This is a genomic window from Parasphingorhabdus sp. (assembly GCF_048269865.1).
Classification (GTDB): Bacteria; Pseudomonadota; Alphaproteobacteria; order Sphingomonadales; family Sphingomonadaceae; genus Parasphingorhabdus.
Genome location: NZ_JBLWUA010000005.1, coordinates 152,638 through 174,187, shown reverse-complemented (window position 1 = coordinate 174,187; position 21,550 = coordinate 152,638). Strand labels below are relative to the sequence as shown.

The following is a 21,550-nucleotide window of genomic DNA, read 5'->3' as shown; positions in this document are numbered from 1 at the left end:
CCGCGATCGTGAGCTTTCCTGTTGCCCAATGGCCGGATCTGCCGGCTTCGCTGATCGCGGAGGTCAAGGCCTTTGTCCGGATCGATCATGATGCCGATGATGATGCGATTGCGGCCTTTTTGCGCAGCGCCGCTGGCCTGTGCGAGGATTTTACCGGCCTGATGCTGATCGCACGGTCAGTGACCGACGTCCTGCCGGCGTGGCAGGCTTGGCAAAAGCTGAAGCGGCTGCCGGTGCAGGCGATTGTCTCGGTCGAAGCGGTGGAAGCGGACGGCAGCGCGGCGCTGCTGGCGGTGGATGACTATGCGATTGATATCGACAGCGAGGGGCTTGGCTGGGTGCGGATGCGGGAGGAGAGCGACGCGTCCCGAATACGGATTGTCTATAGCTGCGGTCTGGCGGCGGATTGGGATCAATTGCCGGCGGGCCTGCGCCAGGGAATCGTGCGGCTGGCTGGCTATCTCTATGCCAACCGCGACGGCGTTGATATCGGCGGCCCGCCCAGTGCGGTGACGGCGCTGTGGCGACCCTATCGCCGGATGCGGATCGCGTGATGGGACAGGAATTTTCCGGGATTTTGCGGGAACGCATTGCGATCGAGCGGCAACCTACCGACCGCGATCCGCTGGGTTCCGCCGAGCCGCTGTGGAACAGCATCGGAGATTTTTGGGCAGCGGCGGAGGCGATGCGCAGCGGCCGCGCGGAGGCCGGCGAAAGCCGGTCCGCCTTGCCACGCTGGCGGTTTGTCTTGCGGGAAACGCAGGCGATTAAACCGGGCGACCGGCTGCTCTGGCGTGGTCGCGTGATGGTGATCACGAGCGTGGTTCTGGAGCACCGGCTGATTCCGAAAACCATATTGCAGGCGGAAGAAACAAGATGATGGAGAAAGTGCAGAGGCGCGGAGAACTGATCGCACAGCAGCGGCTGGCGGGCGTGAAATCCGGGATCCAATCGGTGCTGGCGGAGGACCTGCCAGAGGATGTCCGGGTCGCCGAAACCGCTGAGGGCTTCCAACTGGAAGCAGGGCGATTGAAACAGCGGCTGCTCGACCATAGCAGTTTGCGCGATATCGGCTTTCTGCTGCGGAGTGCTCGATGAGCGGCGCGCTGGAGGCGGTGCAGGCGCAGTTGGTCGTTCTGCTGCAGGCACATGGTCCGTTGATAGATCTGGTCAGCGGCGTGTTTGATGGTCCGCCGCCGCGCGCGGACTACCCCTATATCGCGCTGGCCACCGGGGCTTCGCTCGACTGGAGCCACAAGGGCGGGGTTGGGCGTGAGCTTAGCCTGGCGCTGACGATATATGATGATGGCGAGACTGCGGCGCGTCTGCACCGGCTGATGGCGCTGGTCGAGGAAGCGCTGGAGGCGGGGCTGGAGGATCCGGAGGGGTGGCAGATTGTCACCTTCACTTTTCGGCGCACGCGGATCTTGCGGCGGACGGCCGGGCCGTGGAGCGGGCTGGTGGAATATCGGGCCAAGGTTTTGAGGGTTTAATTTACCCTCAAGCGCCGGGCGGGCGCATCCGCGCCCTTGGCTTTCGCGCCATAAGGCGCGGCGGCCGGTCGGCCTTGCCTCCGCTGCGCGTCGGTTTGGCGTTCCCACTCGCAGCCAGCGTCCAACCGAGCATAGTGAGGCAAGCGCGACCGCGCGTCGGGCGATAGCCCGCCCCGTCGGAGGCGTTCGCAAAGCGAACTGCCGCGAGACATAATAACGATCACATAAAGGAACCAGAATATGGCAGCAGAAAAAGGCAGTGCCTTTCTCCTGAAGATTGGCGATGGCGGCAGTCCGGTGGGTTATACGACGATCGCCGGGCTCAGGACCACGCAGATGACGGTCAATGGTGAGCCGGTGGCGATCACCAGCAAGGATAGCGGTGGCTGGCGGCAACTGCTGTCGGGGGCCGGGGTTCGCTCGGTCTCGGTGTCCGGGGCCGGAGTGTTTACAGGGTCGGAAGCGGAGATGCGGATCAAGAATCATGCGCTGGGCGGCGTCATCGATGCCTATGAACTCAGCTTCGAAGGTGGCGAGCGCATGCAGGGCGATTTCCTGGTCGCTCGGCTGGACTATAGCGGCGATTATAACGGCGAGCGCAGTTACACTCTCAGCCTCGAAAGCTCCGGGCCGGTGATCAATGTCTGAGCCGGCCAATCGCCTGCGCGGTGAGGCGGAGTTGCGGATCGACGGTCAACGGATCGTTTTGCGCCCGACTTTTGCGGCGTTGGTTGCAGCGGAAGAGGAACTGGGATCGTTGTTCGATCTGGTTGAGCGGGCGGCGAATGGGCGGCTTTTGCTCTCGGAAATCGTCGCGCTGTTCTGGCATGTTGTTCGGGATCGGCCCGAAGGCTTGAGCCGGGATCAGCTGGGCGAGGGGATGATGAGCCTGGGCCTGGCCGGGGTAACGCCGGCGCTGAAGATAGTGCTGCGGCAGATATTGTCGGGTGTTGGTGAATAGTGAGCTGTGCCCCGGCGTAGGCCGGGGTCCATCTCGAGAGTGTTCGTCGACCGATGCTTTGGGAGATGGACTCCCGCCTGCGCGGGAGAACACTGATTTTTCCAACGCGACCCAAAAATTGTCCGGGACGGTCTGCGCCGTTCTCGGTTGGACAGCCGATCAATTCTGGAAAGCGACGCCCGCCGAACTGGTGGCGATATTTGCTGCCTTTACCGGAAGCAGCGCGGGCGATCAGGCCGCTGTTCCTTTGGACGCAGAACAACTCGAAAAACTGAAAGAGAGCTTCCCTGATGGATGAGGAAATCGAACGGTTGGTGGTCAGCGTCCGCGCCGACACCGCCGGTTTCGCCAAGGATGTGGCGGATATGAAAGGGCAGCTCGACGGGCCTTTTGTATCGGGCGTGGAGCAGGCAGGGTCGGCACTGGAGCGGACCCTGAGCCGTGCCATTCGCCGCGGTTCGCTGGATTTCGAGGATTTGCGGCGGGTCGCGCTGTCGGTGATGAACGATATTGCCAGCGCCGCGATCCGTGGCGGTTTGCAAGGCCTGTTTGGTGGTGGTTCGAGCGGCTCTGGCTTGCTGAATATCGGGACGAACCTGCTCGGCGCATTTCTTGGCGCGCCCGGACGCGCAACCGGTGGTCCGGTGAGCGATGGCCGAGCCTATCGGGTTGGCGAACGGGGCCCGGAAATATTTGTCCCGACAGCGGCCGGACGGATCGAACAGACGGCCGCTATCGGCGGTGCGCCCAACATCCGGCTAACCATCAATATTTCCGACAATGGCCAGGGGAGCGCACCCGACCAGATCCGGCGCTCGAGCCGGCAGGTTGGCCGCGCGGTGCGGAACGCGCTGGCGGCAAAGGCGGGTTGATATGGGATATTGGCTAGCGGACAAACGGACCAGACAGCAAAGCAGCTTCATCCAGCGCTTTGATCCGCGCTTCTGGACGATCAACTTCCCGCGTCCGATGATGGCATCGGTGGTGACAACGGCACCGGACGCGCTGCGGGTGGATGCGGTTTTCTACAACAGCGATGATCTGGCCGGACTGATCTGGGAAAGCGAAGATACGCTCGATCACCCGTTGCTCGCCTATGAGACAGAGCGCGACTACGCGGGACTCAGCTGGCGGTTTCGTTGGCGCTCGTCCGGCATCATGCCGCTGGACGCGATCAACGGGCCGACGCTGACGATTGAAGGGCGGGACGCGGCAGGCAATCCGAAAAGCTGGTATGTGCGGCTGTGGAATTATGCCAACGGCACACCGACCGATGCACTGATTTCGATAGAGTTTTCGCAGCTCGACGGCGGCTTCGTGCTGCCCGGCGAGGCCGATCCGCTATTTGCGGAGGATATCGACCGGCTGTTCATCTCGATCATTCCGCCGGATTATGACGGGCTCGGCACGCGCTTTGCTACGCCGAGGATCGGCTGGGTGGAGATGAGCGATATCCGGACCGATGGCCGGGGCGCGGTGCTGGATATTGGCGATATCATGCTGCCGGCACATGGTCTGTCGATGGCGACCGCCTATGATGACAGTTTCAACCAGACGCCGGAGCGGCTGCTCCGCACAATCCGGGCTCTGGGCTATCGCGGGTCGATCAACCATTATCTCGGGATGAGCCATTATTTCCGGCTGGAGACAGTTGGGTCCGGACTCTATGTCAGCCTGTCGGCACCTCAGGCGGGCGAGGACTTTGCGGCGATCAACCAGCCGGCGGCGGCCTGGCACCGTGATCTGATCATGCGCGCCGAAACCATGGGTTTTACGGTGATTCTGTCGCTGTCCTACGAATTGTTCGATGCGCATTGCTGGAACGACTGGAAACAGCGAGCGGAAAATGGCGATCCGGCGCTGACCGGCTGGGAACCGCCCTCGACCTTGCTTTCGCCCGCCAATGGCAGTGCGATGTCCTATCTGCAGGCGGTGGCGCGCGCTTTTACCGCGATTGCCAGAGATGCGGGAGCGACGATCCGCTTTCAGGTCGGTGAGCCCTGGTGGTGGATCATGCCGGACAAACGCATTTGTCTTTATGATGCGGCTGCCAGCGCGGCATTTGGCGCGAATTCGGTTAGTATATCGAGCATTGATGGGCCGAAGACAGCGGCCCAACAGGCGATGCTGGATCAGGCGGGGGCGCTTCTGGCGCAGTCGACGGCGGACCTGCTCAATGCCGTGAAAAACGAAGCCGGTGCTGCGCCCGTCGAGACATTGCTGCTGGCTTATCTGCCAACGATTTTGGATGAGCAGGCACCCGAGGCCAAGCGGGCCAATCTGCCGGTTGGCTGGGCGTCGCCGGCCTTCGATATCTTGCAACTGGAAGATTATGACTGGGTGATTGCGGGCAACCGGCTAGCGGCCAGCACCGGGGTCGCTTTGGCGACGCAGCGGCTGGGCTATCCGGTTGAGCAACAGCATTATTTTGCCGGTTTTGTGCTTGATGCCGCCGATCAATTTATCTGGGGCCATATGGCGCAAGCGATTGCGGATGCGAAGGCGCGCGGCACCGCGGAAATTCACATTTGGGCGCTGCCACAGGTGGCGCGCGACGGATTTACCTATTTTCAGGAAGAGGAAGCGGATGTGAACGCCTTTGACGATGTGTTGTTTCCGATCGCGATTGGCCAGGGCGCCAGCGTTTCACCGGGATTCTCGACCAATATTATTACTACCATCTCCGGCCATGAGAAACGCAACAGCGACTGGGCCGATGCGCGGCTGGAGTTCGATGTCGGGCCGGGGATCCGGAGCGAGGAGGAGTTGCATGATCTGATCGCCTTTTTCCGGGCGCGGCGGGGTGCCGCCAAGGCTTTTCGCTTTCGCGATCCTTATGATCACAGTTCCAATGATATGATCGGTGCGCCGACGCCAAACGATCAGGTGCTGGGTGAGGGCGATGGTCAGCAGACCGCCTTTCAGCTGGTGAAAAACTATGGTGATGCTGGCGCAGAACCACAGCAACGGCTGATCACGCGGCCCCGTCAGGATTCGCTGCAGATCGCGATCGACGGGCAAGTGGCGGCAGGCTGGTCGCTGGGTCCGGCAGGAAGCATCCTTTTCGACAGCCCGCCTGCGGATGGCAGCGCCATTACCGCCGGTTTTCTGTTCGATGTCCCGGTTCGCTTCGCCCGCGACCAGCTGACCGTGAGCCGAGCGACCTTTCTCGCTGGCGACATAGCTGAGGTTTTGCTGGTTGAGGTCAGGGAGCCGTCATGAGTCTGGACTGGCTGGACCGGGAGGTCACTGCCAGCGCCTATCTCTGGCGACTGGAGCGCGCAGATGGATTTGCACTCGGATTTACCTCGCACGACCGCGACCTGGTGATTGGCGCGTTACGCTATCGGGCGGCTCCGGGCATGGTGCCGTCGTCGATCGCGCTGTCCGACAGTTTCGAGATCGACAATGTGGAAATATCCGGCGTGATGACCAGTGCGGCGATCGCGGAAGCGGATCTTGATGCCGGACGCTGGGACGGGGCATTGCTCTATATCTCGCTGATCGACTGGGAGCAGCCGGATAGCGAGCCGCTGCCGCTGATTTGCGGGGAATTTGGCGAAATCGCGCGCTCGGGTGACGGTTTTACGGTGGAAATGCTGGGGGCGACATCTTTTCTCGACGAGCCGGTAGCGCCGCTGACATCGCCCACCTGTCGGGCCGAATTCGGGGATCATCAATGCAAGCTGAGCTTGCATCGCTATCAGCGCGAGGGTGCGGTGCTGACCGCAAGCGGAGAAGAGATTCAAATTGGCGGCCTGGGCGATGCCGCCGACTTTTCATTCGGATCGCTGCGGTTTCTCGATGGGCCGAATTGCGGGCTCAGCTTTGCAATTATCGGCGGAGACGGCGATAGGGTCCGGCTGGCGGATCCGCCGGGTCAGCCGGTTACGGATGGAACGCGGGTGTTGCTGAACCAGGGCTGTGACAAGAATTTTGCCACCTGCCGCGACCGCTTTGCCAACAGCCTCAATTTTCGCGGGGAACCCTATCTGCCGGGCAATGATCTGCTCACCCGCTATCCCGGCGCATGAAACGGAGGCAGGCGAGAATGGCAGATAAGGCGATGTCTCTGTGCGGTGCGGAATTTTGCCTGCATGGACGCGACGAACAGACGGGACTGGATTGCATCGGTCTGGCCGAGCAATGCCTGATCGCGGCGCGGTTCGAATGCGATGTGCCCAATGGCTATTCGATCCGGGGCGGTTCGGAGCGGGCGATCGCAGAATTTATGGAAGAGGCCGGTTTTGCGCGCTTCCCGCCGGACGCCGATCTGTGCGAGGGCGATTTTGTTCTGGTCAGGCCCAGTCCGGTGCAGTGGCATTTCCTGATCCGCGCCGGCAACGGTTTTGTGCATGCGCATGCCGGACTGGGCAAAGTGGTCCATTGTCCCGGAGACGCGCCTTGGCCGATTTCCTCAATTTACAGACTGGCGGAGGATTGAATGGCGACCTTGCTATTGTCGGCTGTTGGCACCGCGATCGGCGGTCCGATTGGCGGCGCTCTCGGAGCGATTGTCGGCCAGCAGGTAGACCAGAATATCCTGTTCAGACCTAAGGGCCGGCAAGGCCCGCGTCTGCAGGAACTGGCGGTCCAGACATCGAGCTATGGCGCGCAGATTCCGCGGATATTTGGCATGATGCGGGTTGCCGGGACGGTGATCTGGGCGACCGATCTGAAGGAAGTGCGGAGCCGGGAAGGCGGTGGCAAGGGGCGGCCGAGCACGACTGTCTACAGCTACTCCGCCTGTTTTGCGGTGGCTCTGTCCAGTCGCCGAATCAAAAGCATCGGCCGGATTTGGGCAGACGGCAAAATCTTCCGCGGGCTGGCTGGCGATTTCAAGACCGAAACGCGCTTTTCCCTACATAAAGGCGGTGAAGATCAGCCGGTTGACGGGTTGATGGCCAGTGCGGAAGCCAGTGGCGGAACGCCGGCTTATCGCGGCCTTGCGCTGGCGGTGTTCGAAGATATGGACCTCACCCAATATGGTAACCGGATCCCGTCGCTGACCTTCGAAGTGATCGCCGACGATGGGTCGGTGACGCTCACTGATATCGTTGGTGATATTTCCGGGCAGCGGATCGCCATGCCTACCGGTGATGGCCTCATCGGATATGCGGCAGGCGGAGAAGACCGGCGGGCGGCCCTGCTTGCGCTGACCGATGTGATTCCGCTGTCCTTGTCTTCCGATCCAGGCGCTATCGATCGCATCCAGTCCGTGGCGCGGTCTGCTGCGGATGCCAGTTCTGCCGCTGCGTTCGACGCGAATTTCGTGCGCACGGCGGGGACACGGACGATTGCACCGCCAGCCAGGCGCACAGCGTCGATTGCGGCAGCGCCGAGACAATTTTCTGTTCGCTATTATGATCCGGCGCGAGACTATCAATCGGGGGCCCAGTCCGCTTTTCGGCCCGGGGCTGGCCGCGTGTCGACGGTTATAGATTTTCCAGCTACTATTGTGGCGGACCAGGCGAGAAAAATCGCCGCAACCAGCCTCTGGTCGCAATATGACGAGCGTTCTACGCTGGACGTCGCCGTGCCTCTGGATGGTCGCCTGAATCGCCCCGGTAAGCTGGTCAAATTCAATGGTTGGGATGGCCTGTGGCGGGTCAGGGAATGCGAGATTGGCAGAGGGCTCGTGCAGCTTTCGCTGACCCGAGCGAGTGCGGATCGAGGACTTGCCGCCGCCGGATCGGAGCAAGGGCGAAGCATAGGCGACCCAGATCTGCGCGCAGGTTTGACTCGCCTCATACTCGTGGACCTGCCGTTTGCTCTTGATGCGTCCATGACGGTGTCTGATTCGGCCATGCCGTATGCTGCGGCCGCAGGCGATGCCGGATGGCGAAATGCCCAGCTTTTTGCGTCCGGGCCGGACGGAACAGCGGGTGCCTATATCGGCCAGATAAAAGCGCCGACGACGATTGGTACGATATCCGGCGCGCTCGCATCTGCCAATCCGGCTCTGGTTGACAGGGTGAATGTCATTGATGTGGTCCTGCACAATGCGAATATGACGCTGGCTTACGCAGATGGCATGCAACTGCTCGCCGGGCGGAACCTTGCTCTTGTTGGTCAGGAGATTGTCCAGTTTGCGGAGGCAGCGCCTTTGGGAGACGGTCGGTTTCGTCTCTCCCGCCTTATACGCGGACTGGGCGGCACCGAGGCTGAAGTGGAACGGCACGGTATCGGTGAAGATTTCGTGCTGCTCGACGGGGCATCGATGCTGGAAATTGGAGCGGCTCATTATGCGCCGTTTTCGCCCTTGTTTATTTTGGCGCTGGGGCGCGATGACGATGTTCCGGTTGCTGCAACGATTGCGTCTCCCGGCAGAGCTTTGACGCCGTGGTCGCCAGTTCATCCCAAGTGGGAATTTCTGGGTAATGGAGACCTTCAGATCCAATGGATCCGGCGGTCCCGAGCGGGAACAATCTGGCCCGATCATGTGGACGTCCCGCTGGCTGAGGAGAGCGAAGGATACCGGGTTGAGCTGGCGGCTGAGAGTGGCTCTGGACCAGTTATTGTAATCGAGACCAGCGAGCCACGAGTTACTGTGGATGTCGATCAAATGGAGACAGAATTTGCACCTAATATCAATGAGGTAGTTGCGAAAATCCATCAAATTGGATCGCACGGCCTGTCCGGGCCACTCGCCTTCACCATAGCGATTTGACCCGGACGCCATTCCCTTTTCAATCAAACATTGAAAGCAGACACTATGCCCCTTTTGGAAACCGACCGGTTTAAACTTCCGCTGCTCGCCAGCGGCCAGGCGCACAAGGAGTTATTTCACAACGAAGCCTTGGCGCGAATCGACTTTTTGATGCATCCGGTGGTGGAAGCCATCGCGAGCGAACCGACTGCGATAACGCCCGAGAGTGGACAGGCGTGGATTGTCGGTTCGGACGCAACGGGCGTCTGGGGCGGTCACGATGATCAAATCGCCGGGTGGACGGGAAATGGCTGGCTATTCATAACACCGTCGCCAATGATGCGTGTCTATATCAATTCCCTTGGAAATTTTGCAGTTTATCGGTCTTCCTGGGAGGCCAGTGCGGTCGTCGAAAGCCCCGTCGCAGGCACAGTGATTGATAGTGAGGCGCGAGCGGCAATCGAATCGATTCTTACGGCCTTGCAGGCGCAGGGGATTGTCCAATCAGGCTTGTAAAATCAACCGATGCCGTCCATCAAGACCGCTAATTCCGTAACGCTGCGCCATTTGTCTGTTATTTTTTGGGCTAAATGCCGAAAATGGCGACATTTTCGCAACAGTTATGCGATTTGGCTGCTTGCACTAAACAAAGCTAGAGGTTAGAAAGCGGCGTGAATTTAGAACCTAATTGAGAAGGGGAATATAAATGCGGAAGCTTGCCTTAGGAATGGCGCTTGCCTCCACGGCGCTTGCGACACCTGCACTGGCTCGTGATGACCAGTGGTATGTTGGTGTTGAAGGCGGCGCAATGATCGCTGAAGATCTGTCGGTCAATGTTGCTGGTAATAACGGTGCATTCGAAGTCGATCATGACACCGGCTATGATTTTGACGGTATCGTCGGATATGACTTCGGAGGTTTCCGTCTGGAAGCTGAAGTCGGATACAAAACTGCTGCGGCTGAACGTGTACAAGCTGGTGCGCCAGGCGTGCCACCGTTCGCTACTGGTGCCGGTCCAACCGTAACCGGTGTGTTTCCGATCAATGGCGAAGTGAACGCGCTCAGCTTCATGCTGAACGGTTTGCTAGACTTTGGTGACGACGACGGCATTCAGGGTTTTGCTGGCGGCGGTGTCGGCGTTGCCCGGACCGAAGTTACCAACATCTATGCTGCTCCTTACCTCGATGATTCGGATACTGGCTTTGCATGGCAATTGCTTGCTGGTGTTCGTGCACCATTGAGCGACAGCTGGGATGTGGGATTGAAGTACCGCTTCTTCAATGCTGACAAGATCAATCTCGTCGATCAACTCGGCCGTACAGCCGATACGCGTCTGCGGACCCACTCTATCCTGGGTAGCCTGATCTACAACTTCGGCGGCGAACCAGAGGCACCACCACCGCCTCCACCACCACCACCACCACCGCCTCCACCACCACCGCCACCTCCGCCACCACCGGCTGTATGTGCACCTGGCCCTTATATTGTGTTCTTTGACTGGGATCAGTCCGATATCACACCAGAAGCGGCTGCGGTTCTCGATAATGCGGTTACGGCATATGGCGATTGTGGTTCGGCTCAGGTCATGCTGGCTGGTTACGCTGACAGATCTGGTTCTGCCAGCTACAACGTTGGCCTGTCCCAGCGTCGCAACGAAGCTGTTCGCGCCTATCTTGAATCGCGCGGCATCAGCGGCGGCGTCATTTCGAGCGAAGCGTTCGGTGAAACGAATCCGCGCGTTGAAACCGCAGACGGCGTTCGTGAGCCTCAGAACCGTCGTGTTGAAATTATGTACGGACCTGGTTCCGGTAACTAATAGCAACATTGCTACAAAATTTGAAAAGGGCTGGTCTTCCGACCGGCCCTTTTTTTATTCCGTTTGCGGTTCGGGTGGAACTACGGGGCCTTGTCTCAAGATGCTGAGCCGCACGGCGGCGCTAACCCTGGCCGGATCAGGAACAATTCTTTTCGGCGGGGAATTGCACGGCTGAACATTTACCGCTGCTGCTTTCCGCCATTGCCAATGGCGCGGGTTCGCAGACCCAAGAACCGCATCGGTGCCAGTTTAAGGCGCACGCGAAGATGTGCGCTTTGTGCCCAGTCATGCTTACAGAGGAACGCCTGATATGAGCGCGATCCAGCGCGTCAACTCGCCTCCGTCGATTTCAGGTTCTGAAGTAGCGTACCGGCTGGAGCGGCCTAGTTCAGCAGGCTTTCAAACAACGCCAGCCCATCCGTTCCGCCATGCTTTCTGTCGATCGCACGCTCGGGATGGGGCATCATGCCAAGGACATTGCCCGCTGCATTGCTGATACCGGCGATATTGCGTGACGAGCCATTTATATTGCTTTGGTAGCGAAACAGCACTCGATTCTCGTCCTCCAACATATCCAGCGTGTCATCGGTGCCGAAATAATTGCCGTCATGGTGAGCGACAGGGATCGAAACCGATTTTTTGTCGGCGTAGCGGGAGGTGAATATATTGTCGGTATTGGTGACCTCCAGCTCGGCATCCCGACAGATGAAATGCATATTGCTGTTGCGCATCAGCGCGCCAGGCAACAGCCCGGTTTCCGTAAGAATCTGAAACCCGTTGCACACCCCCAGAATTCTTATTCCACGGTGCGCCGCTTCGATGATCGGCTTGATGATGTTGGACCTCGACGCCATCGCTCCGGATCTCAGATAATCACCATAGGAAAATCCACCGGGAATCGCGATCACATCCAAGCCAGCAGGTAGCTCGGTGTCACCGTGCCAAACCATGTGTGGTTTCTGGCCGGACACGGTTTCCAAAGCGACAGCCATATCGCGGTCGCAGTTCGAGCCTGGAAAGACGATCACTGCCGATTGCATCAGCCGTTCGCTTCCATCGCGGTTTCGGGTAATTCGATTTCATATGTCTCGATGACGGTGTTAGCGAGAAGTTTGTCGCACATCTTGTCGATCTCTTCGCGGCTAACCGATGAGTCGACTTCGAGTTCGATCAACTTGCCTACGCGGACATCATTGACGCCGGCAAAATCCAGACTTTCCAGTGCATGATGGATAGCCTTCCCTTGCGGGTCCAATACGCCGTTCTTAAGCGTTACATATATTCTGACTTTCATGCTTCGCCCTCGCGTTTTGCTGCCGCCAATATCGCCTTGCTATAGCGTCAAGATTAGTTGGGGCAAGAGGAAGAACAAAAATTGGCCAAGGCAGGGAACGCCTAGCCGACGCCATAGCGTGCTTCTAATTCCCTGTCCGGTCGAAGTCTCGAAATCTTTGTATCGGCTGGCGTCTCAGATAGCGCAATCCGCCGATTATTTGCCGCGCTTCTTCCGTTCGCTGTTCAGATCGAGCACTTCGCTGACGCCTTCCGGAAACAGTCCCAGTCGCCGGGCCACTTCCTGATAGGCTTCGGCTTCTCCGCCGAGGTCGCGGCGGAAGCGGTCCTTGTCGAGCTTCTCATTGGTTTCCATATCCCACAGGCGGCAGCCGTCCGGGCTGATCTCATCGGCCAATATGATGCGCGAGAAATCACCTTCGAAAACGCGCCCGAACTCCAGCTTGAAATCAACCAGTTTGATGCCGATTCCGGCGAACATGCCGGCCATGAAATCGTTGATCCGGATCGCCATGGCGGAAATGTCCTGCATCTCCTCCTGGCTGGCCCAGCCAAAGCAGGCGATGTGTTCTTCGGCGACCAGCGGGTCACCCAGCGCATCATCCTTGTAGCAATATTCCAGCAGCGTGTGCGGCAGCTGTGTACCTTCCTCGATACCGAGGCGTTTCGACAGCGAACCCGCGGCGACGTTGCGGACGATGACTTCAATCGGCACGATCTCGACCTGCTTGACCAGCTGCTCGCGCATATTGAGCCGGCGGATGAAGTGGCTGGGGATACCGATGTGATTGAGCAAGGTGAAGATATGTTCGCTGATGCGATTGTTGATCACGCCCTTGCCGTTGATCGTGCCCTTTTTCTCCGCGTTGAAGGCCGTGGCATCGTCCTTGAAATATTGGATGATCGTGCCGGGCTCCGGACCCTCATATAGAATCTTGGCCTTGCCTTCATAGATTTGGCGACGACGGGACATTGCTTGGTTCCACTTCGCTAGGAGAGCGACAAAAAATCATGCCCCGGCAAACCGAATCATGCGATCTCGATTGAACCGGGGCGTTGAAATTCACCTATATGCCAAACTGGTGGGCGGTGCAATCAATCCTCGGGTTGCAGAGGCGGCTCGATCGTCCGCCCCCAAAAGCTTCGGTCGGGCGCCTTGAACCTCTGACGCAGATAGACCGCCAGCGCGATAATCAAAACCCATGGCAGAAGGACCGAAAGGAATGTGATCGCGGCACCAATTGAGTAGCCGAGGGTCGAGGCAACGCCGCCCAATGCATCGCGAATGGGTCTCGTGAACCCGCCGGAGCCGGGTGCTGCCGACTGATAATTGATCACGATCTTGCTGAAAGCGACGCGTCCGCGCATTTCCTTCAGCCAGCTGCGGGCCTGGTCAATTTCCTCATTGACCTGCGTGACCGCGCGTTCCGCTTCCACGAGTTCCGCTACGCTGCCTTTTTTTGTTCGCAGCAGTTCGGTGAGCCGCTGGGACAGCAGAACCCTGCTGCGCAGTCGCGCTTTCGTATCGACAATCCGCTTGGACAGATCTTCGCCACTAATCGATGCTGCAATCTGGCTGCCACCATATTCATCGACCGCTTCGGCGAGTAGTTTGCCAAATGACCGTGCCTGCGGCGCGGCTACCTCGATATTGAGCATGCCGGTTGCATAATCACCTTCACCACCGCTGTTTTCCATATTCAATATGCGGCAAATTGTGGGACCGCGGCTTTCGCACAGCCTGACGTGCGCCTGCTGTGCCTTGGGAATTTCGGCTGCGGGCAGCCGGAAGCCATATTGATAACTGTAGGCGATCTGCGGGACGGAGACGGGTATTTCACCGGGAGCAGCCGCAGCATCTGCTTCTTCTGCGCCGGGATTTGCATTGCCGGCCTCACCGGTCTCCATATCCATGGCCTGACCAACAGAATATGCTTCGGTCGCTTCTTCAGCCATATCAAATTCGGCGCTGGTGTTGCTGCCGTCACTGCAGCCGGTCACGGCCAACATCATCACTATGCCCAATGATAAAATACGCATTTATCTGGCTCCTCTTCCAGGGGGAGGGACCAGAGTTAATGTGACAATGTTACACCGTCAACGATAAAACGTGCTATATGAAGGGTGAGCTGAGGCGTGCGCGCAGGAATTTGTCAGGTACCGTTCCCCGATAGACTGTAGGTCTGGTTTGAGCGCGAACGCTGGGAAGCGATGCCATGACCAAATATGCCACCATCGATGCGATCATGGACACGCTCTATGATTGTATCTCCGGACCACCCGGTGGACAGGACTGGGAACGCAATCGCGATATTTATCATCCGCGAGCATTGATTACCCGGACCAGGATTATAGGCGGAGCGCCGGTTGCCTTTACTTTCAGCTATGACGAATTTGTCGAAGCGACCATTCCTCTTCTTGCAGGACGCAGTTTTTACGAGATCGAGATCAGTCGCAAGACCGATGTTTTCGGCCAGGTCGCCCATGTCTTCAGCAGCTATGAAGCCCGGGCAACACCGGACCATCCGGACATACAGTTTCGTGGCGTGAATATGGTGCATTTGTGGAATGACGGCATCGGGTATGATGGCAAGCCGGATGGCCGCTGGTGGATCATGTCGATCATCTGGGACAATGAACGGGAGGGCCTGGATCTGCCGGAAGCGTGGTTGGTCCGATGAGCGCTGGCAGCAGCCGCGTGCTGACGGCTGCGGCGCTGACGGTTCTGATGGCGGCCATTACTCTGGCCTTGTTGAATCTCGTTGGTCCCGAATGGTCGCGCTTTGCTCTCGCCACCTGCTCCGAAACCCACTGTTTCTGCGAAATACCGCGGACCGGCGCGCTGCTGTTGCAGCCCGCCAACAGTATCTCCTCCTTTGGCTATGTTTTTGCCGGGCTGTTGATGATCCTACAGGCGCGGTCGCGCGACTGGCGATCGGCTTTTCCGCCGTTGGCTGCGAGCGTTCTGGGTACGGGCGCGATCATCGTCGGGATTGGCTCGGTACTGTTGCATGCCACACTGACCTTGTGGGGCCAGTTTTTCGATGTGCTGGGCATGTATCTGATCAGCGGGTTCTTTCTGGTCAGCGCGCTGGCGAAATGGCGGCATATCCCGGACCGGCGAGCGATGGTCTATTATGCGGTTCTTTGCGCGGTGCTTGTCGCAATCCTTTATACGTTGCCGGAAGTCCGGCGTTGGCTTTTTGCGGTGGTGCTGATCATCGCGATCATTCTGGAGTTGATGTTTGCGCGACCGCGGCGGCCGCAGGTCCGCACCGGTTATTATGTCTCAGGGCTGATCGCCAATATTGTGGCGTTCACCATCTGGAATTTGGACCAGAACGGTCAGCTTTGTGCGCCGGACAGCCTGCTGCAGGGGCATGCGATCTGGCATTTGCTTGGCGCGGTCGCGCTGTGGTTTGCCTTTCTCTATTATCGCAGCGAGCGGGCAGTGGGCTCAGAAGTTTAGTGCCCCGGCGCAGGCCGGGGCCCGTTTCCTGATGGATCGTTCAGCTGTGCGGGTCTTTGGGTGCGTGGATGCCAAGGCGCGCGCGATCCGCCCATCGTGCCATGACCAAGGTTCACGAGATGGGCCCCGGCCTGCGCCGGGGAACGGGGTCTCTTTAGCGCCATACCACTTTCCCCCTACCAACCGGGAATCCACCCTGCTATCGCCTTTGCCATGAGTGATGTTACCGATGCGCCGGAAGCGGCTCCCGAAGATGAATTTGATGCAATCGTGGAGGCTCCGTTCGATTCGGCGCTGTCCGAACGCTATCTGATCTATGCGATGTCGACGATCACCGCGCGGTCGTTGCCCGATCTGCGCGATGGCCTGAAGCCGGTGCACCGCCGTCTGCTCTGGGCGATGCGGTTGCTCAAGCTGGATCCGTCGCAGGGCTACAAGAAATGCGCCCGGGTGGTCGGTGATGTCATCGGTAAATATCACCCACATGGCGACCAGTCGGTCTATGATGCGATGGTGCGGCTCGCGCAGACTTTCTCGCTGCGCTATCCGCTGGTCGACGGGCAGGGCAATTTCGGCAATATCGACGGCGATAATGCAGCGGCCTATCGCTATACCGAGGCCCGCCTGACCCGCACCGCGATCGAGTTGATGCACGGGCTCGACGAGGGCACGGTCGATTTCAAGCCGACCTATAATGGCGAGGATGAAGAGCCCGAGGTCATGCCCGGTCTGTTCCCCAATCTGCTCGCCAATGGCGCCAGCGGCATCGCGGTTGGCATGGCGACCAGCATCCCGTCGCACAATGTCCACGAGATTATCGACGCGGCAACGCTGCTGATCGAATCGCCCAAGGCAGAGCATGCCGAGATCATGGAGATCATCCAGGGCCCCGACCTGGCCACCGGCGGCACGCTGGTCGACCCGAAATCGGTGATCGATGCCGCCTATGAGAGCGGCCGCGGCGCGATGCGGGTGCGCTGCAAGTGGGAGAAGGAAGACGCCGAGGGGCGCGGCGCGTGGCAGATTGTCGTCACTGAAATTCCCTATCAGGTGCAGAAGGGCAAGCTGATCGAGCAGATCGCCCAGATCATCGCCGACAAGAAATTGCCGATCCTCGCTGACATTCGCGACGAATCCGACGAGCAGGTGCGGATCGTGCTGGAACCGAAAAGCCGCGCCGTCGATCCCGAGGACTTGATGAACGCGCTGTTCCGGATGTCCGATCTGGAAAACCGCTTCTCGCTGAACATGAACGTGCTCGACAAGGACCGGGTGCCCAAGGTGATGGGTATCAAGGAGGTGCTGCAGCACTGGATCACGCACCAGATTGAAGTGCTGGTTCGCCGGTCACAGCACCGGCTCGACAAGATTGCCGCGCGGCTGGAGCTGGTTGAGGGCTATATCATTGCCTATCTCAATCTCGACCGGGTGATCGAGATTATCCGCAACCATGACGAACCCAAGCCGATGCTGATGGATGAGTTCAGTCTCACCGACCGGCAGGCGGAGGCGATTCTCAACATGCGGCTACGCTCCTTGCGCAAGCTGGAAGAGATGGAATTGCGCAACGAGCGGGACAAGCTGCTCGAGGAACGCGACGGTCTAGAAAAGCTGATCGACAGCCCGGCGCGGCAGAAGACGCGGCTGAAGAAGGACCTTGCCGAACTACGCAAGCTTTATGCCGAGGACACGGATCTCGGCAAGCGGCGGACGATGCTGATCGAGGCGGCACCCGCGAAGGAAATTTCGCTGGAGGCCTTTATCGAGAAGGAGCCGGTCACCGTGATCATGTCGCAGCGCGGCTGGATCAAGGCGATGAAGGGCCATGCTGACCTGTCGCAGCCTGACAGTTTCAAGTTCAAGGAAGGCGACGGTCCCAAATATGCTTTCCATGCGCAGACCACCGACAAGCTGCTGATGGCCTGCGACAACGGGCGTTTCTACACGATTGGTGCGGACAAGCTGCCCGGAGCCCGCGGCTTTGGCGAGCCGGTCGGGTCGATGGTCGATCTGGAGCCCGGCGCGGAGCCGATTGCACTGATGGTCGCCGATATGAAGGGCAAGCTGCTGCTTGCCTCGACCTGGGGCCGCGGTTTTGTCGCGAATATCGCCGATGTTGTCGCCGAAACCAAAAAGGGTCGTCAGGTCGCCAATCTGAAGGGCGATGCAAAGCTCCTGGTCGTTCATCCCGTGAATGCCGGCGACGCGGATCAGCCAGCCGATGATCATGTCGCGGCGATCGGCGAAAATCGCAAGCTGGTCATCTTCGCGCTGAAGGAAATGCCGGAAATGGCAAAGGGGCAGGGCGTGATGCTGCAACGCTACAAGGATGGCGGCCTGTCCGATGCGATTACCTTCAATCTCGAAAAGGGCCTGAGCTGGACCATGGGCGGCGAGACCGGACGCACTAGGACCGAGAATGACCTTACCATGTGGCGAGTGGCGCGCGGTGCGGCTGGCAGATTGCCGCCAACCGGTTTTCCGAAGAGCGGCAAGTTTGATTGAAATGCGTTCCTTCTCCCGTGAGGGAGAAGGATAGGAAGCCTTATTCGCGAAGCGGACTAGGCGGACTTGGATGAGGGTGTTCTGCCCTCTTTAGTTTCGTACACCCTCACCCAGCTCCGACTAGGCAGGCAAGCTGCCAAGTCTCCACATCCCTCTCCCTCACGGGAGAGGGTGTCTAACTACAAAACCTATTTGCGCAATCCGGCCTTACCCCCTAGCTTGAGCGGCAAGAACAAAAAAAGGGGGAGGCCAATGTCCGACAAAAGTCTGGATGCGCCCGAGCAGGACGGCGCGACCAGCGCCAATGAAACGGCTTACTGGTCGCAGAATATCCGCTTGCTGTGTACGTTGATGTCGATCTGGTTTGTCGTTTCCTTCGGCGCGGGGATTCTCTTCCGCGATTTTCTCGATCAATTTGCGATTGGCGGTTATCCGCTCGGTTTCTGGTTTGCCCAGCAGGGTTCGATCTATGTCTTCATTCTGCTGATCCTGTTCTACAGCATCCGGATGAAGCGGATCGAGCGGCAATATGATCTCGATGACTGAGCGCGGCTGATGGCGACCCAGACGCTTATCTATCTGTTCGTCGGCCTGTCCTTCGCGCTTTATATCGGGATTGCGATTGCCTCACGCGCGGGCTCGACCAGCGAATTTTATGTGGCCGGCGGCGGGGTCAATCCGGTGGTCAACGGCATGGCGACTGCGGCCGACTGGATGTCCGCGGCGAGCTTCATCTCGATGGCCGGGATCATCGCTTTCTCCGGCTATGACGGCTCGGTCTATCTGATGGGCTGGACCGGCGGCTATGTGCTGCTAGCGCTGCTGCTCGCCCCCTATCTGCGCAAGTTCGGCCAGTTCACCGTGCCGGATTTTATCGGCACGCGTTATTATTCAAAGGCCGCGCGCGTCGTCGCCGTGATCTGCCTGATCTTTATCAGCTTCACCTATATCGCCGGGCAAATGCGCGGCGTCGGCATCGTCTTTTCCCGCTTTCTCGATGTGCCGATCAATCTCGGCGTGATCATCGGCATGGCGATCGTCTTTGTCTATGCGGTGCTCGGCGGCATGAAGGGTGTCACTTATACGCAGGTCGCACAATATTGCGTGCTGATCTTCGCCTATATGGTGCCGGCCTTTTTCATCAGTTTTCTGATCACCGGCAATCCGGTGCCGCAGCTGGGGCTGGGCTCGACGGTCAATGACGGCTCCGGACTCTATGTGCTGCAGAAGCTCGATCTGGTGCTGCAGGACACGGGCTTTGCGGCCTATACCAGCGGCGAAAAGTCGACGATCGATGTCTTTTGCATTACCGCTGCGCTGATGGTCGGAACGGCGGGCCTGCCGCATGTGATCGTGCGCTTCTTCACCGTGCCCAAGGCATCAGATGCCCGCAAGTCGGCGGGCTGGGCGCTGGTGTTTATCGCCTTGCTCTATACGACGGCGCCCGCTGTCGGTGCCTTTGCCCGGCTCAATTTCATCGATAGCGTCAACAATGTGGAATATTCCCAGGCGCCGGAATGGTTCAAGAACTGGGAAAGCAACGACCTGATCGCCTGGCGCGACAAGAATGGCGACGGCCAGATGCAGCTGGGCAAGGGCGATCCGTTTCAGGGTGCGCCCGTGTTTGCGGACAGCACCGGTCCGAGCGGCGAACGGATCGTCTCCAATGCAGCGGCTGACCACAATCCGAATGAAGTCTATGTCGACCGCGATATCATGGTGCTGGCCAATCCCGAGATTGCCAATCTGCCGGGATGGGTGATCGCGCTGGTCGCGGCGGGCGGTCTGGCGGCGGCGCTGTCGACAGCGGCTGGTCTGTTGCTGGTGATCAGCTCGTCGATCAGTCATGATCTGCTGAAGAGCACCTTCCGGCCGCAGATTACCGAGAAGGGAGAATTGCTGGCGGCGCGGCTCGCGGCGACCGCCGCGATTGTCGTCGCCGGTTATCTCGGTATCTATCCGCCCGGCTGGGTGGCACAGGTGGTGGCGTTTGCCTTCGGCCTGGCTGCCGCGTCCCTGTTCCCGGCGATCTTCATGGGCATTTTCTCCAAGCGGATGAACCGCGAAGGCGCGATTGCCGGAATGGTGACCGGCCTGAGCTTTACCTTCCTCTATATCGGCTGGTTCAAGCTCTGGTCGCCGGAGAGCAATGTTGCAGCCAATTGGCTGTTTGGCATTTCACCCGAGGGGATTGGCGTGATCGGGATGCTGCTGAATTTTGCGGTGGCGATTGCGGTGGCTCGGTTCACCAGCGCGCCGCCGAGGGAGATCGGCTGGCTGGTCGACAAGATCCGGGTGCCTCGAAGTTCAGATTAGGTTGAGGCTATCCCGCCAGCCGCATTCGAGTTCAGCGTTTCTTGGCGATTTTCAGCTTGTCCAGCTTGGCCCGCGTCCGAATAGATTCCTCGCTGCGGGTTAGCGCCTTGGAAATGGCCTTGAGGGTCATGCCCTTTTTGCCAAAGGCGTGCAGCTTCTGGATCTCTTCGCTGGTCCAGGGTTGCTTGTGGCGTTCGAAATGGTCTTTCATATATTCCGGCCTAGCAGATTATCGGGGGCGTGCACCCAATTAGAATCCGGCACGCTCGACCGCTGGCAACAGCGGGCTTTGCAGAGGGCCTTTTGTCCGCTAGCTCCGACGGACATTCATAAATGGAGCCTCACATGCAGTTTGATGAAGTTGTCTTCGGCCGCCGCAGCATCCGCGGATATAAGCCGGACCCGGTGCCGAGGGAACTGATCGAGGAAATCCTGAAACTGGCGATGCGCGCGCCTTCGTCGATGAACACGCAGCCCTATAATTTCTATGTGATCACCGGTGAGCCGCTGGAGAAAATCCGGGCAGGCAATACCGAGCGGATGCTGGCCGGTGTGCCGCAGTCCCGGGAGTTTCGCACCGGTGAAGCCTTTGCTGGCGCGCATCGCGAGCGGCAGATCGGGGTGGCGAAGCAGCTGTTTTCGGCGATGGGGATCGAGCGCGATGACAAGGAAGCGCGGCAGGACTGGGTGATGCGCGGCTTCCGCCAGTTCGATGCGCCGGTTTGCGTGATCATCACCTATGATCGCGCGGTCGATGGCAGCGACGACACGCCCTTTGACTGCGGTGCGGTGGCGACGGCTCTGGTCAATGCGGCGTGGTCGCGCGGGCTGGGCACGGTGATTAATAGCCAGGGTATCATGCAGTCGCCGGTGGTGCGCGAACATGCCGGGATTGCCGATGACCAGGTGATCATGAAGAGCATCGCGCTGGGTTGGCCGGACGACGATTTCCCGGCCAATGCGGTGGTGTCGACGCGCAAGTCGGTCGATGAGGCGGTGACATTTGTCGGGTTTGACGGGTAGATAAGGCTTGCGTGCCCCTGCGCAG

The 21,550-nt window shown here is 59.3% G+C and carries 25 protein-coding genes; 20 read left to right on the top strand and 5 right to left on the bottom strand.

Translation table 11 applies throughout. The features are described from left to right. Window positions 1-8 precede the first annotated feature (8 nt). The 14 genes from ACN0WW_RS08690 to ACN0WW_RS08625 all read left to right on the top strand — a co-directional run bounded on the left by ACN0WW_RS08690 (window position 9) and on the right by ACN0WW_RS08625 (window position 10,919). Window positions 9-554, top strand: a complete 546-nt coding sequence (locus ACN0WW_RS08690) for a head-tail connector protein (RefSeq protein ID WP_417611471.1) — start codon at window positions 9-11, stop codon at window positions 552-554. After that, entirely contained in the window at window positions 554-880 is a 327-nt protein-coding gene (locus ACN0WW_RS08685; protein ID WP_417611469.1) for a head-tail adaptor protein, read from the top strand. The genes ACN0WW_RS08690 and ACN0WW_RS08685 overlap by 1 nt, the downstream gene beginning before the upstream one ends. Then, window positions 877-1,098, top strand: a complete 222-nt coding sequence (locus ACN0WW_RS08680; protein ID WP_417611467.1) for a hypothetical protein — start codon at window positions 877-879, stop codon at window positions 1,096-1,098. The genes ACN0WW_RS08685 and ACN0WW_RS08680 overlap by 4 nt, the downstream gene beginning before the upstream one ends. After that, complete coding sequence (locus ACN0WW_RS08675; RefSeq protein WP_417611465.1) at window positions 1,095-1,493, top strand: DUF3168 domain-containing protein; 399 nt, start codon at window positions 1,095-1,097, stop codon at window positions 1,491-1,493. Before ACN0WW_RS08680 ends, ACN0WW_RS08675 begins: the two co-directional genes overlap by 4 nt. A gap of 240 nt (window positions 1,494-1,733) precedes the next feature. Continuing rightward, window positions 1,734-2,141, top strand: coding sequence for a phage tail tube protein (locus tag ACN0WW_RS08670; protein ID WP_417611463.1), 408 nt, complete (start codon window positions 1,734-1,736; stop codon window positions 2,139-2,141). After that, window positions 2,134-2,454, top strand: a complete 321-nt coding sequence (locus tag ACN0WW_RS08665; protein ID WP_417611461.1) for a gene transfer agent family protein — start codon at window positions 2,134-2,136, stop codon at window positions 2,452-2,454. The genes ACN0WW_RS08670 and ACN0WW_RS08665 overlap by 8 nt, the downstream gene beginning before the upstream one ends. 58 nt (window positions 2,455-2,512) lie before the next feature. Next, a complete protein-coding gene (locus ACN0WW_RS08660) occupies window positions 2,513-2,752 on the top strand; it encodes a phage tail assembly chaperone (protein WP_417611459.1) in 240 nt (79 codons plus the stop codon). Continuing rightward, window positions 2,745-3,326: a tail tape measure protein gene (locus ACN0WW_RS08655; RefSeq protein ID WP_417611457.1), complete on the top strand. Its 582-nt coding sequence runs from the start codon at window positions 2,745-2,747 to the stop codon at window positions 3,324-3,326. Before ACN0WW_RS08660 ends, ACN0WW_RS08655 begins: the two co-directional genes overlap by 8 nt. 1 nt (window position 3,327) lies before the next feature. After that, window positions 3,328-5,676: a DUF2460 domain-containing protein gene (locus tag ACN0WW_RS08650; protein WP_417611455.1), complete on the top strand. Its 2,349-nt coding sequence runs from the start codon at window positions 3,328-3,330 to the stop codon at window positions 5,674-5,676. After that, window positions 5,673-6,488 carry a DUF2163 domain-containing protein gene (locus tag ACN0WW_RS08645; RefSeq protein ID WP_417611453.1) on the top strand — a complete coding sequence of 272 codons (816 nt, stop codon included), beginning with the start codon at window positions 5,673-5,675 and terminating at the stop codon, window positions 6,486-6,488. Before ACN0WW_RS08650 ends, ACN0WW_RS08645 begins: the two co-directional genes overlap by 4 nt. Window positions 6,489-6,505: 17 nt before the next feature. Continuing rightward, window positions 6,506-6,898 (top strand): peptidoglycan endopeptidase, encoded by a 393-nt coding sequence (locus ACN0WW_RS08640; protein WP_417611451.1) that lies wholly within the window; start codon window positions 6,506-6,508, stop codon window positions 6,896-6,898. Next, a complete protein-coding gene (locus ACN0WW_RS08635) occupies window positions 6,899-9,124 on the top strand; it encodes a phage tail protein (RefSeq protein ID WP_417611449.1) in 2,226 nt (741 codons plus the stop codon). It abuts the gene before it with no gap. 54 nt (window positions 9,125-9,178) lie between these two features. After that, window positions 9,179-9,619 (top strand): DUF2793 domain-containing protein, encoded by a 441-nt coding sequence (locus ACN0WW_RS08630; RefSeq protein ID WP_417611447.1) that lies wholly within the window; start codon window positions 9,179-9,181, stop codon window positions 9,617-9,619. Window positions 9,620-9,809: 190 nt separating this feature from the next. Beyond that, window positions 9,810-10,919, top strand: coding sequence for an OmpA family protein (locus ACN0WW_RS08625; RefSeq protein WP_417611445.1), 1,110 nt, complete (start codon window positions 9,810-9,812; stop codon window positions 10,917-10,919). A gap of 383 nt (window positions 10,920-11,302) precedes the next feature. Here the strand turns inward: ACN0WW_RS08625 and purQ are convergent, their stop codons facing one another. The 4 genes from purQ to ACN0WW_RS08605 all read right to left on the bottom strand — a co-directional run bounded on the left by purQ (window position 11,303) and on the right by ACN0WW_RS08605 (window position 14,252). Further along, entirely contained in the window at window positions 11,303-11,959 is a 657-nt protein-coding gene (purQ, locus tag ACN0WW_RS08620) for a phosphoribosylformylglycinamidine synthase subunit PurQ (RefSeq protein WP_417611443.1), read from the bottom strand. Beyond that, complete coding sequence (gene purS / locus ACN0WW_RS08615; protein ID WP_417611441.1) at window positions 11,959-12,213, bottom strand: phosphoribosylformylglycinamidine synthase subunit PurS; 255 nt, start codon at window positions 12,211-12,213, stop codon at window positions 11,959-11,961. Before purS ends, purQ begins: the two co-directional genes overlap by 1 nt. Before the next feature lie 195 nt (window positions 12,214-12,408). After that, a complete protein-coding gene (gene purC, locus ACN0WW_RS08610; protein ID WP_417611439.1) occupies window positions 12,409-13,185 on the bottom strand; it encodes a phosphoribosylaminoimidazolesuccinocarboxamide synthase in 777 nt (258 codons plus the stop codon). Window positions 13,186-13,307: 122 nt separating this feature from the next. Then, complete coding sequence (locus ACN0WW_RS08605; RefSeq protein ID WP_417611437.1) at window positions 13,308-14,252, bottom strand: DUF4349 domain-containing protein; 945 nt, start codon at window positions 14,250-14,252, stop codon at window positions 13,308-13,310. Between the two features lie 176 nt (window positions 14,253-14,428). Here ACN0WW_RS08605 and ACN0WW_RS08600 point away from each other — a divergent pair, with 176 nt between their 5' ends. The 5 genes from ACN0WW_RS08600 to ACN0WW_RS08580 all read left to right on the top strand — a co-directional run bounded on the left by ACN0WW_RS08600 (window position 14,429) and on the right by ACN0WW_RS08580 (window position 20,502). Next, window positions 14,429-14,893 carry a hypothetical protein gene (locus tag ACN0WW_RS08600; RefSeq protein ID WP_417611435.1) on the top strand — a complete coding sequence of 155 codons (465 nt, stop codon included), beginning with the start codon at window positions 14,429-14,431 and terminating at the stop codon, window positions 14,891-14,893. Further along, window positions 14,890-15,681: a ceramidase domain-containing protein gene (locus tag ACN0WW_RS08595; RefSeq protein ID WP_417611433.1), complete on the top strand. Its 792-nt coding sequence runs from the start codon at window positions 14,890-14,892 to the stop codon at window positions 15,679-15,681. The genes ACN0WW_RS08600 and ACN0WW_RS08595 overlap by 4 nt, the downstream gene beginning before the upstream one ends. A gap of 213 nt (window positions 15,682-15,894) precedes the next feature. Continuing rightward, on the top strand, window positions 15,895-18,186 hold the full coding sequence (gene parC / locus ACN0WW_RS08590; protein ID WP_417611431.1) for a DNA topoisomerase IV subunit A: 2,292 nt from the start codon (window positions 15,895-15,897) through the stop codon (window positions 18,184-18,186). A 252-nt stretch (window positions 18,187-18,438) separates the two neighbouring features. Continuing rightward, on the top strand, window positions 18,439-18,732 hold the full coding sequence (locus tag ACN0WW_RS08585) for a DUF4212 domain-containing protein (RefSeq protein WP_417611429.1): 294 nt from the start codon (window positions 18,439-18,441) through the stop codon (window positions 18,730-18,732). A 9-nt stretch (window positions 18,733-18,741) separates the two neighbouring features. Beyond that, window positions 18,742-20,502 carry a sodium:solute symporter family protein gene (locus tag ACN0WW_RS08580; RefSeq protein ID WP_417611427.1) on the top strand — a complete coding sequence of 587 codons (1,761 nt, stop codon included), beginning with the start codon at window positions 18,742-18,744 and terminating at the stop codon, window positions 20,500-20,502. A 31-nt stretch (window positions 20,503-20,533) separates the two neighbouring features. On the opposite strand, the gene ACN0WW_RS08575 is transcribed toward ACN0WW_RS08580, so the two are convergent. Next, entirely contained in the window at window positions 20,534-20,713 is a 180-nt protein-coding gene (locus ACN0WW_RS08575; protein ID WP_417611425.1) for a hypothetical protein, read from the bottom strand. Window positions 20,714-20,847: 134 nt separating this feature from the next. On the opposite strand from ACN0WW_RS08575, the gene ACN0WW_RS08570 reads away from it, so the two are divergent. After that, complete coding sequence (locus tag ACN0WW_RS08570; RefSeq protein ID WP_417611423.1) at window positions 20,848-21,525, top strand: nitroreductase; 678 nt, start codon at window positions 20,848-20,850, stop codon at window positions 21,523-21,525. Window positions 21,526-21,550: the final 25 nt, after the last annotated feature.

What these genes read in the sequence shown, in the direction of transcription:
- ACN0WW_RS08685 (WP_417611469.1), top strand. Translation starts at nt 554, where the DNA reads ATGGGACAGGAATTTTCCGGGATTTTGCGGGAACGCATTGCGATCGAG.
- ACN0WW_RS08680 (WP_417611467.1), top strand. Translation starts at nt 877, where the DNA reads ATGATGGAGAAAGTGCAGAGGCGCGGAGAACTGATCGCACAGCAGCGG.
- ACN0WW_RS08675 (WP_417611465.1), top strand. Translation starts at nt 1,095, where the DNA reads ATGAGCGGCGCGCTGGAGGCGGTGCAGGCGCAGTTGGTCGTTCTGCTG.
- ACN0WW_RS08670 (WP_417611463.1), top strand. Translation starts at nt 1,734, where the DNA reads ATGGCAGCAGAAAAAGGCAGTGCCTTTCTCCTGAAGATTGGCGATGGC.
- ACN0WW_RS08665 (WP_417611461.1), top strand. Translation starts at nt 2,134, where the DNA reads ATGTCTGAGCCGGCCAATCGCCTGCGCGGTGAGGCGGAGTTGCGGATC.
- ACN0WW_RS08655 (WP_417611457.1), top strand. Translation starts at nt 2,745, where the DNA reads ATGGATGAGGAAATCGAACGGTTGGTGGTCAGCGTCCGCGCCGACACC.
- ACN0WW_RS08650 (WP_417611455.1), top strand. Translation starts at nt 3,328, where the DNA reads ATGGGATATTGGCTAGCGGACAAACGGACCAGACAGCAAAGCAGCTTC.
- ACN0WW_RS08645 (WP_417611453.1), top strand. Translation starts at nt 5,673, where the DNA reads ATGAGTCTGGACTGGCTGGACCGGGAGGTCACTGCCAGCGCCTATCTC.
- ACN0WW_RS08640 (WP_417611451.1), top strand. Translation starts at nt 6,506, where the DNA reads ATGGCAGATAAGGCGATGTCTCTGTGCGGTGCGGAATTTTGCCTGCAT.
- ACN0WW_RS08635 (WP_417611449.1), top strand. Translation starts at nt 6,899, where the DNA reads ATGGCGACCTTGCTATTGTCGGCTGTTGGCACCGCGATCGGCGGTCCG.
- ACN0WW_RS08625 (WP_417611445.1), top strand. Translation starts at nt 9,810, where the DNA reads ATGCGGAAGCTTGCCTTAGGAATGGCGCTTGCCTCCACGGCGCTTGCG.
- purQ (WP_417611443.1), bottom strand. Translation starts at nt 11,959, where the DNA reads ATGCAATCGGCAGTGATCGTCTTTCCAGGCTCGAACTGCGACCGCGAT.
- purS (WP_417611441.1), bottom strand. Translation starts at nt 12,213, where the DNA reads ATGAAAGTCAGAATATATGTAACGCTTAAGAACGGCGTATTGGACCCG.
- purC (WP_417611439.1), bottom strand. Translation starts at nt 13,185, where the DNA reads ATGTCCCGTCGTCGCCAAATCTATGAAGGCAAGGCCAAGATTCTATAT.
- ACN0WW_RS08605 (WP_417611437.1), bottom strand. Translation starts at nt 14,252, where the DNA reads ATGCGTATTTTATCATTGGGCATAGTGATGATGTTGGCCGTGACCGGC.
- ACN0WW_RS08600 (WP_417611435.1), top strand. Translation starts at nt 14,429, where the DNA reads ATGACCAAATATGCCACCATCGATGCGATCATGGACACGCTCTATGAT.
- ACN0WW_RS08595 (WP_417611433.1), top strand. Translation starts at nt 14,890, where the DNA reads ATGAGCGCTGGCAGCAGCCGCGTGCTGACGGCTGCGGCGCTGACGGTT.
- parC (WP_417611431.1), top strand. Translation starts at nt 15,895, where the DNA reads ATGAGTGATGTTACCGATGCGCCGGAAGCGGCTCCCGAAGATGAATTT.
- ACN0WW_RS08585 (WP_417611429.1), top strand. Translation starts at nt 18,439, where the DNA reads ATGTCCGACAAAAGTCTGGATGCGCCCGAGCAGGACGGCGCGACCAGC.
- ACN0WW_RS08580 (WP_417611427.1), top strand. Translation starts at nt 18,742, where the DNA reads ATGGCGACCCAGACGCTTATCTATCTGTTCGTCGGCCTGTCCTTCGCG.
- ACN0WW_RS08575 (WP_417611425.1), bottom strand. Translation starts at nt 20,713, where the DNA reads ATGAAAGACCATTTCGAACGCCACAAGCAACCCTGGACCAGCGAAGAG.
- ACN0WW_RS08570 (WP_417611423.1), top strand. Translation starts at nt 20,848, where the DNA reads ATGCAGTTTGATGAAGTTGTCTTCGGCCGCCGCAGCATCCGCGGATAT.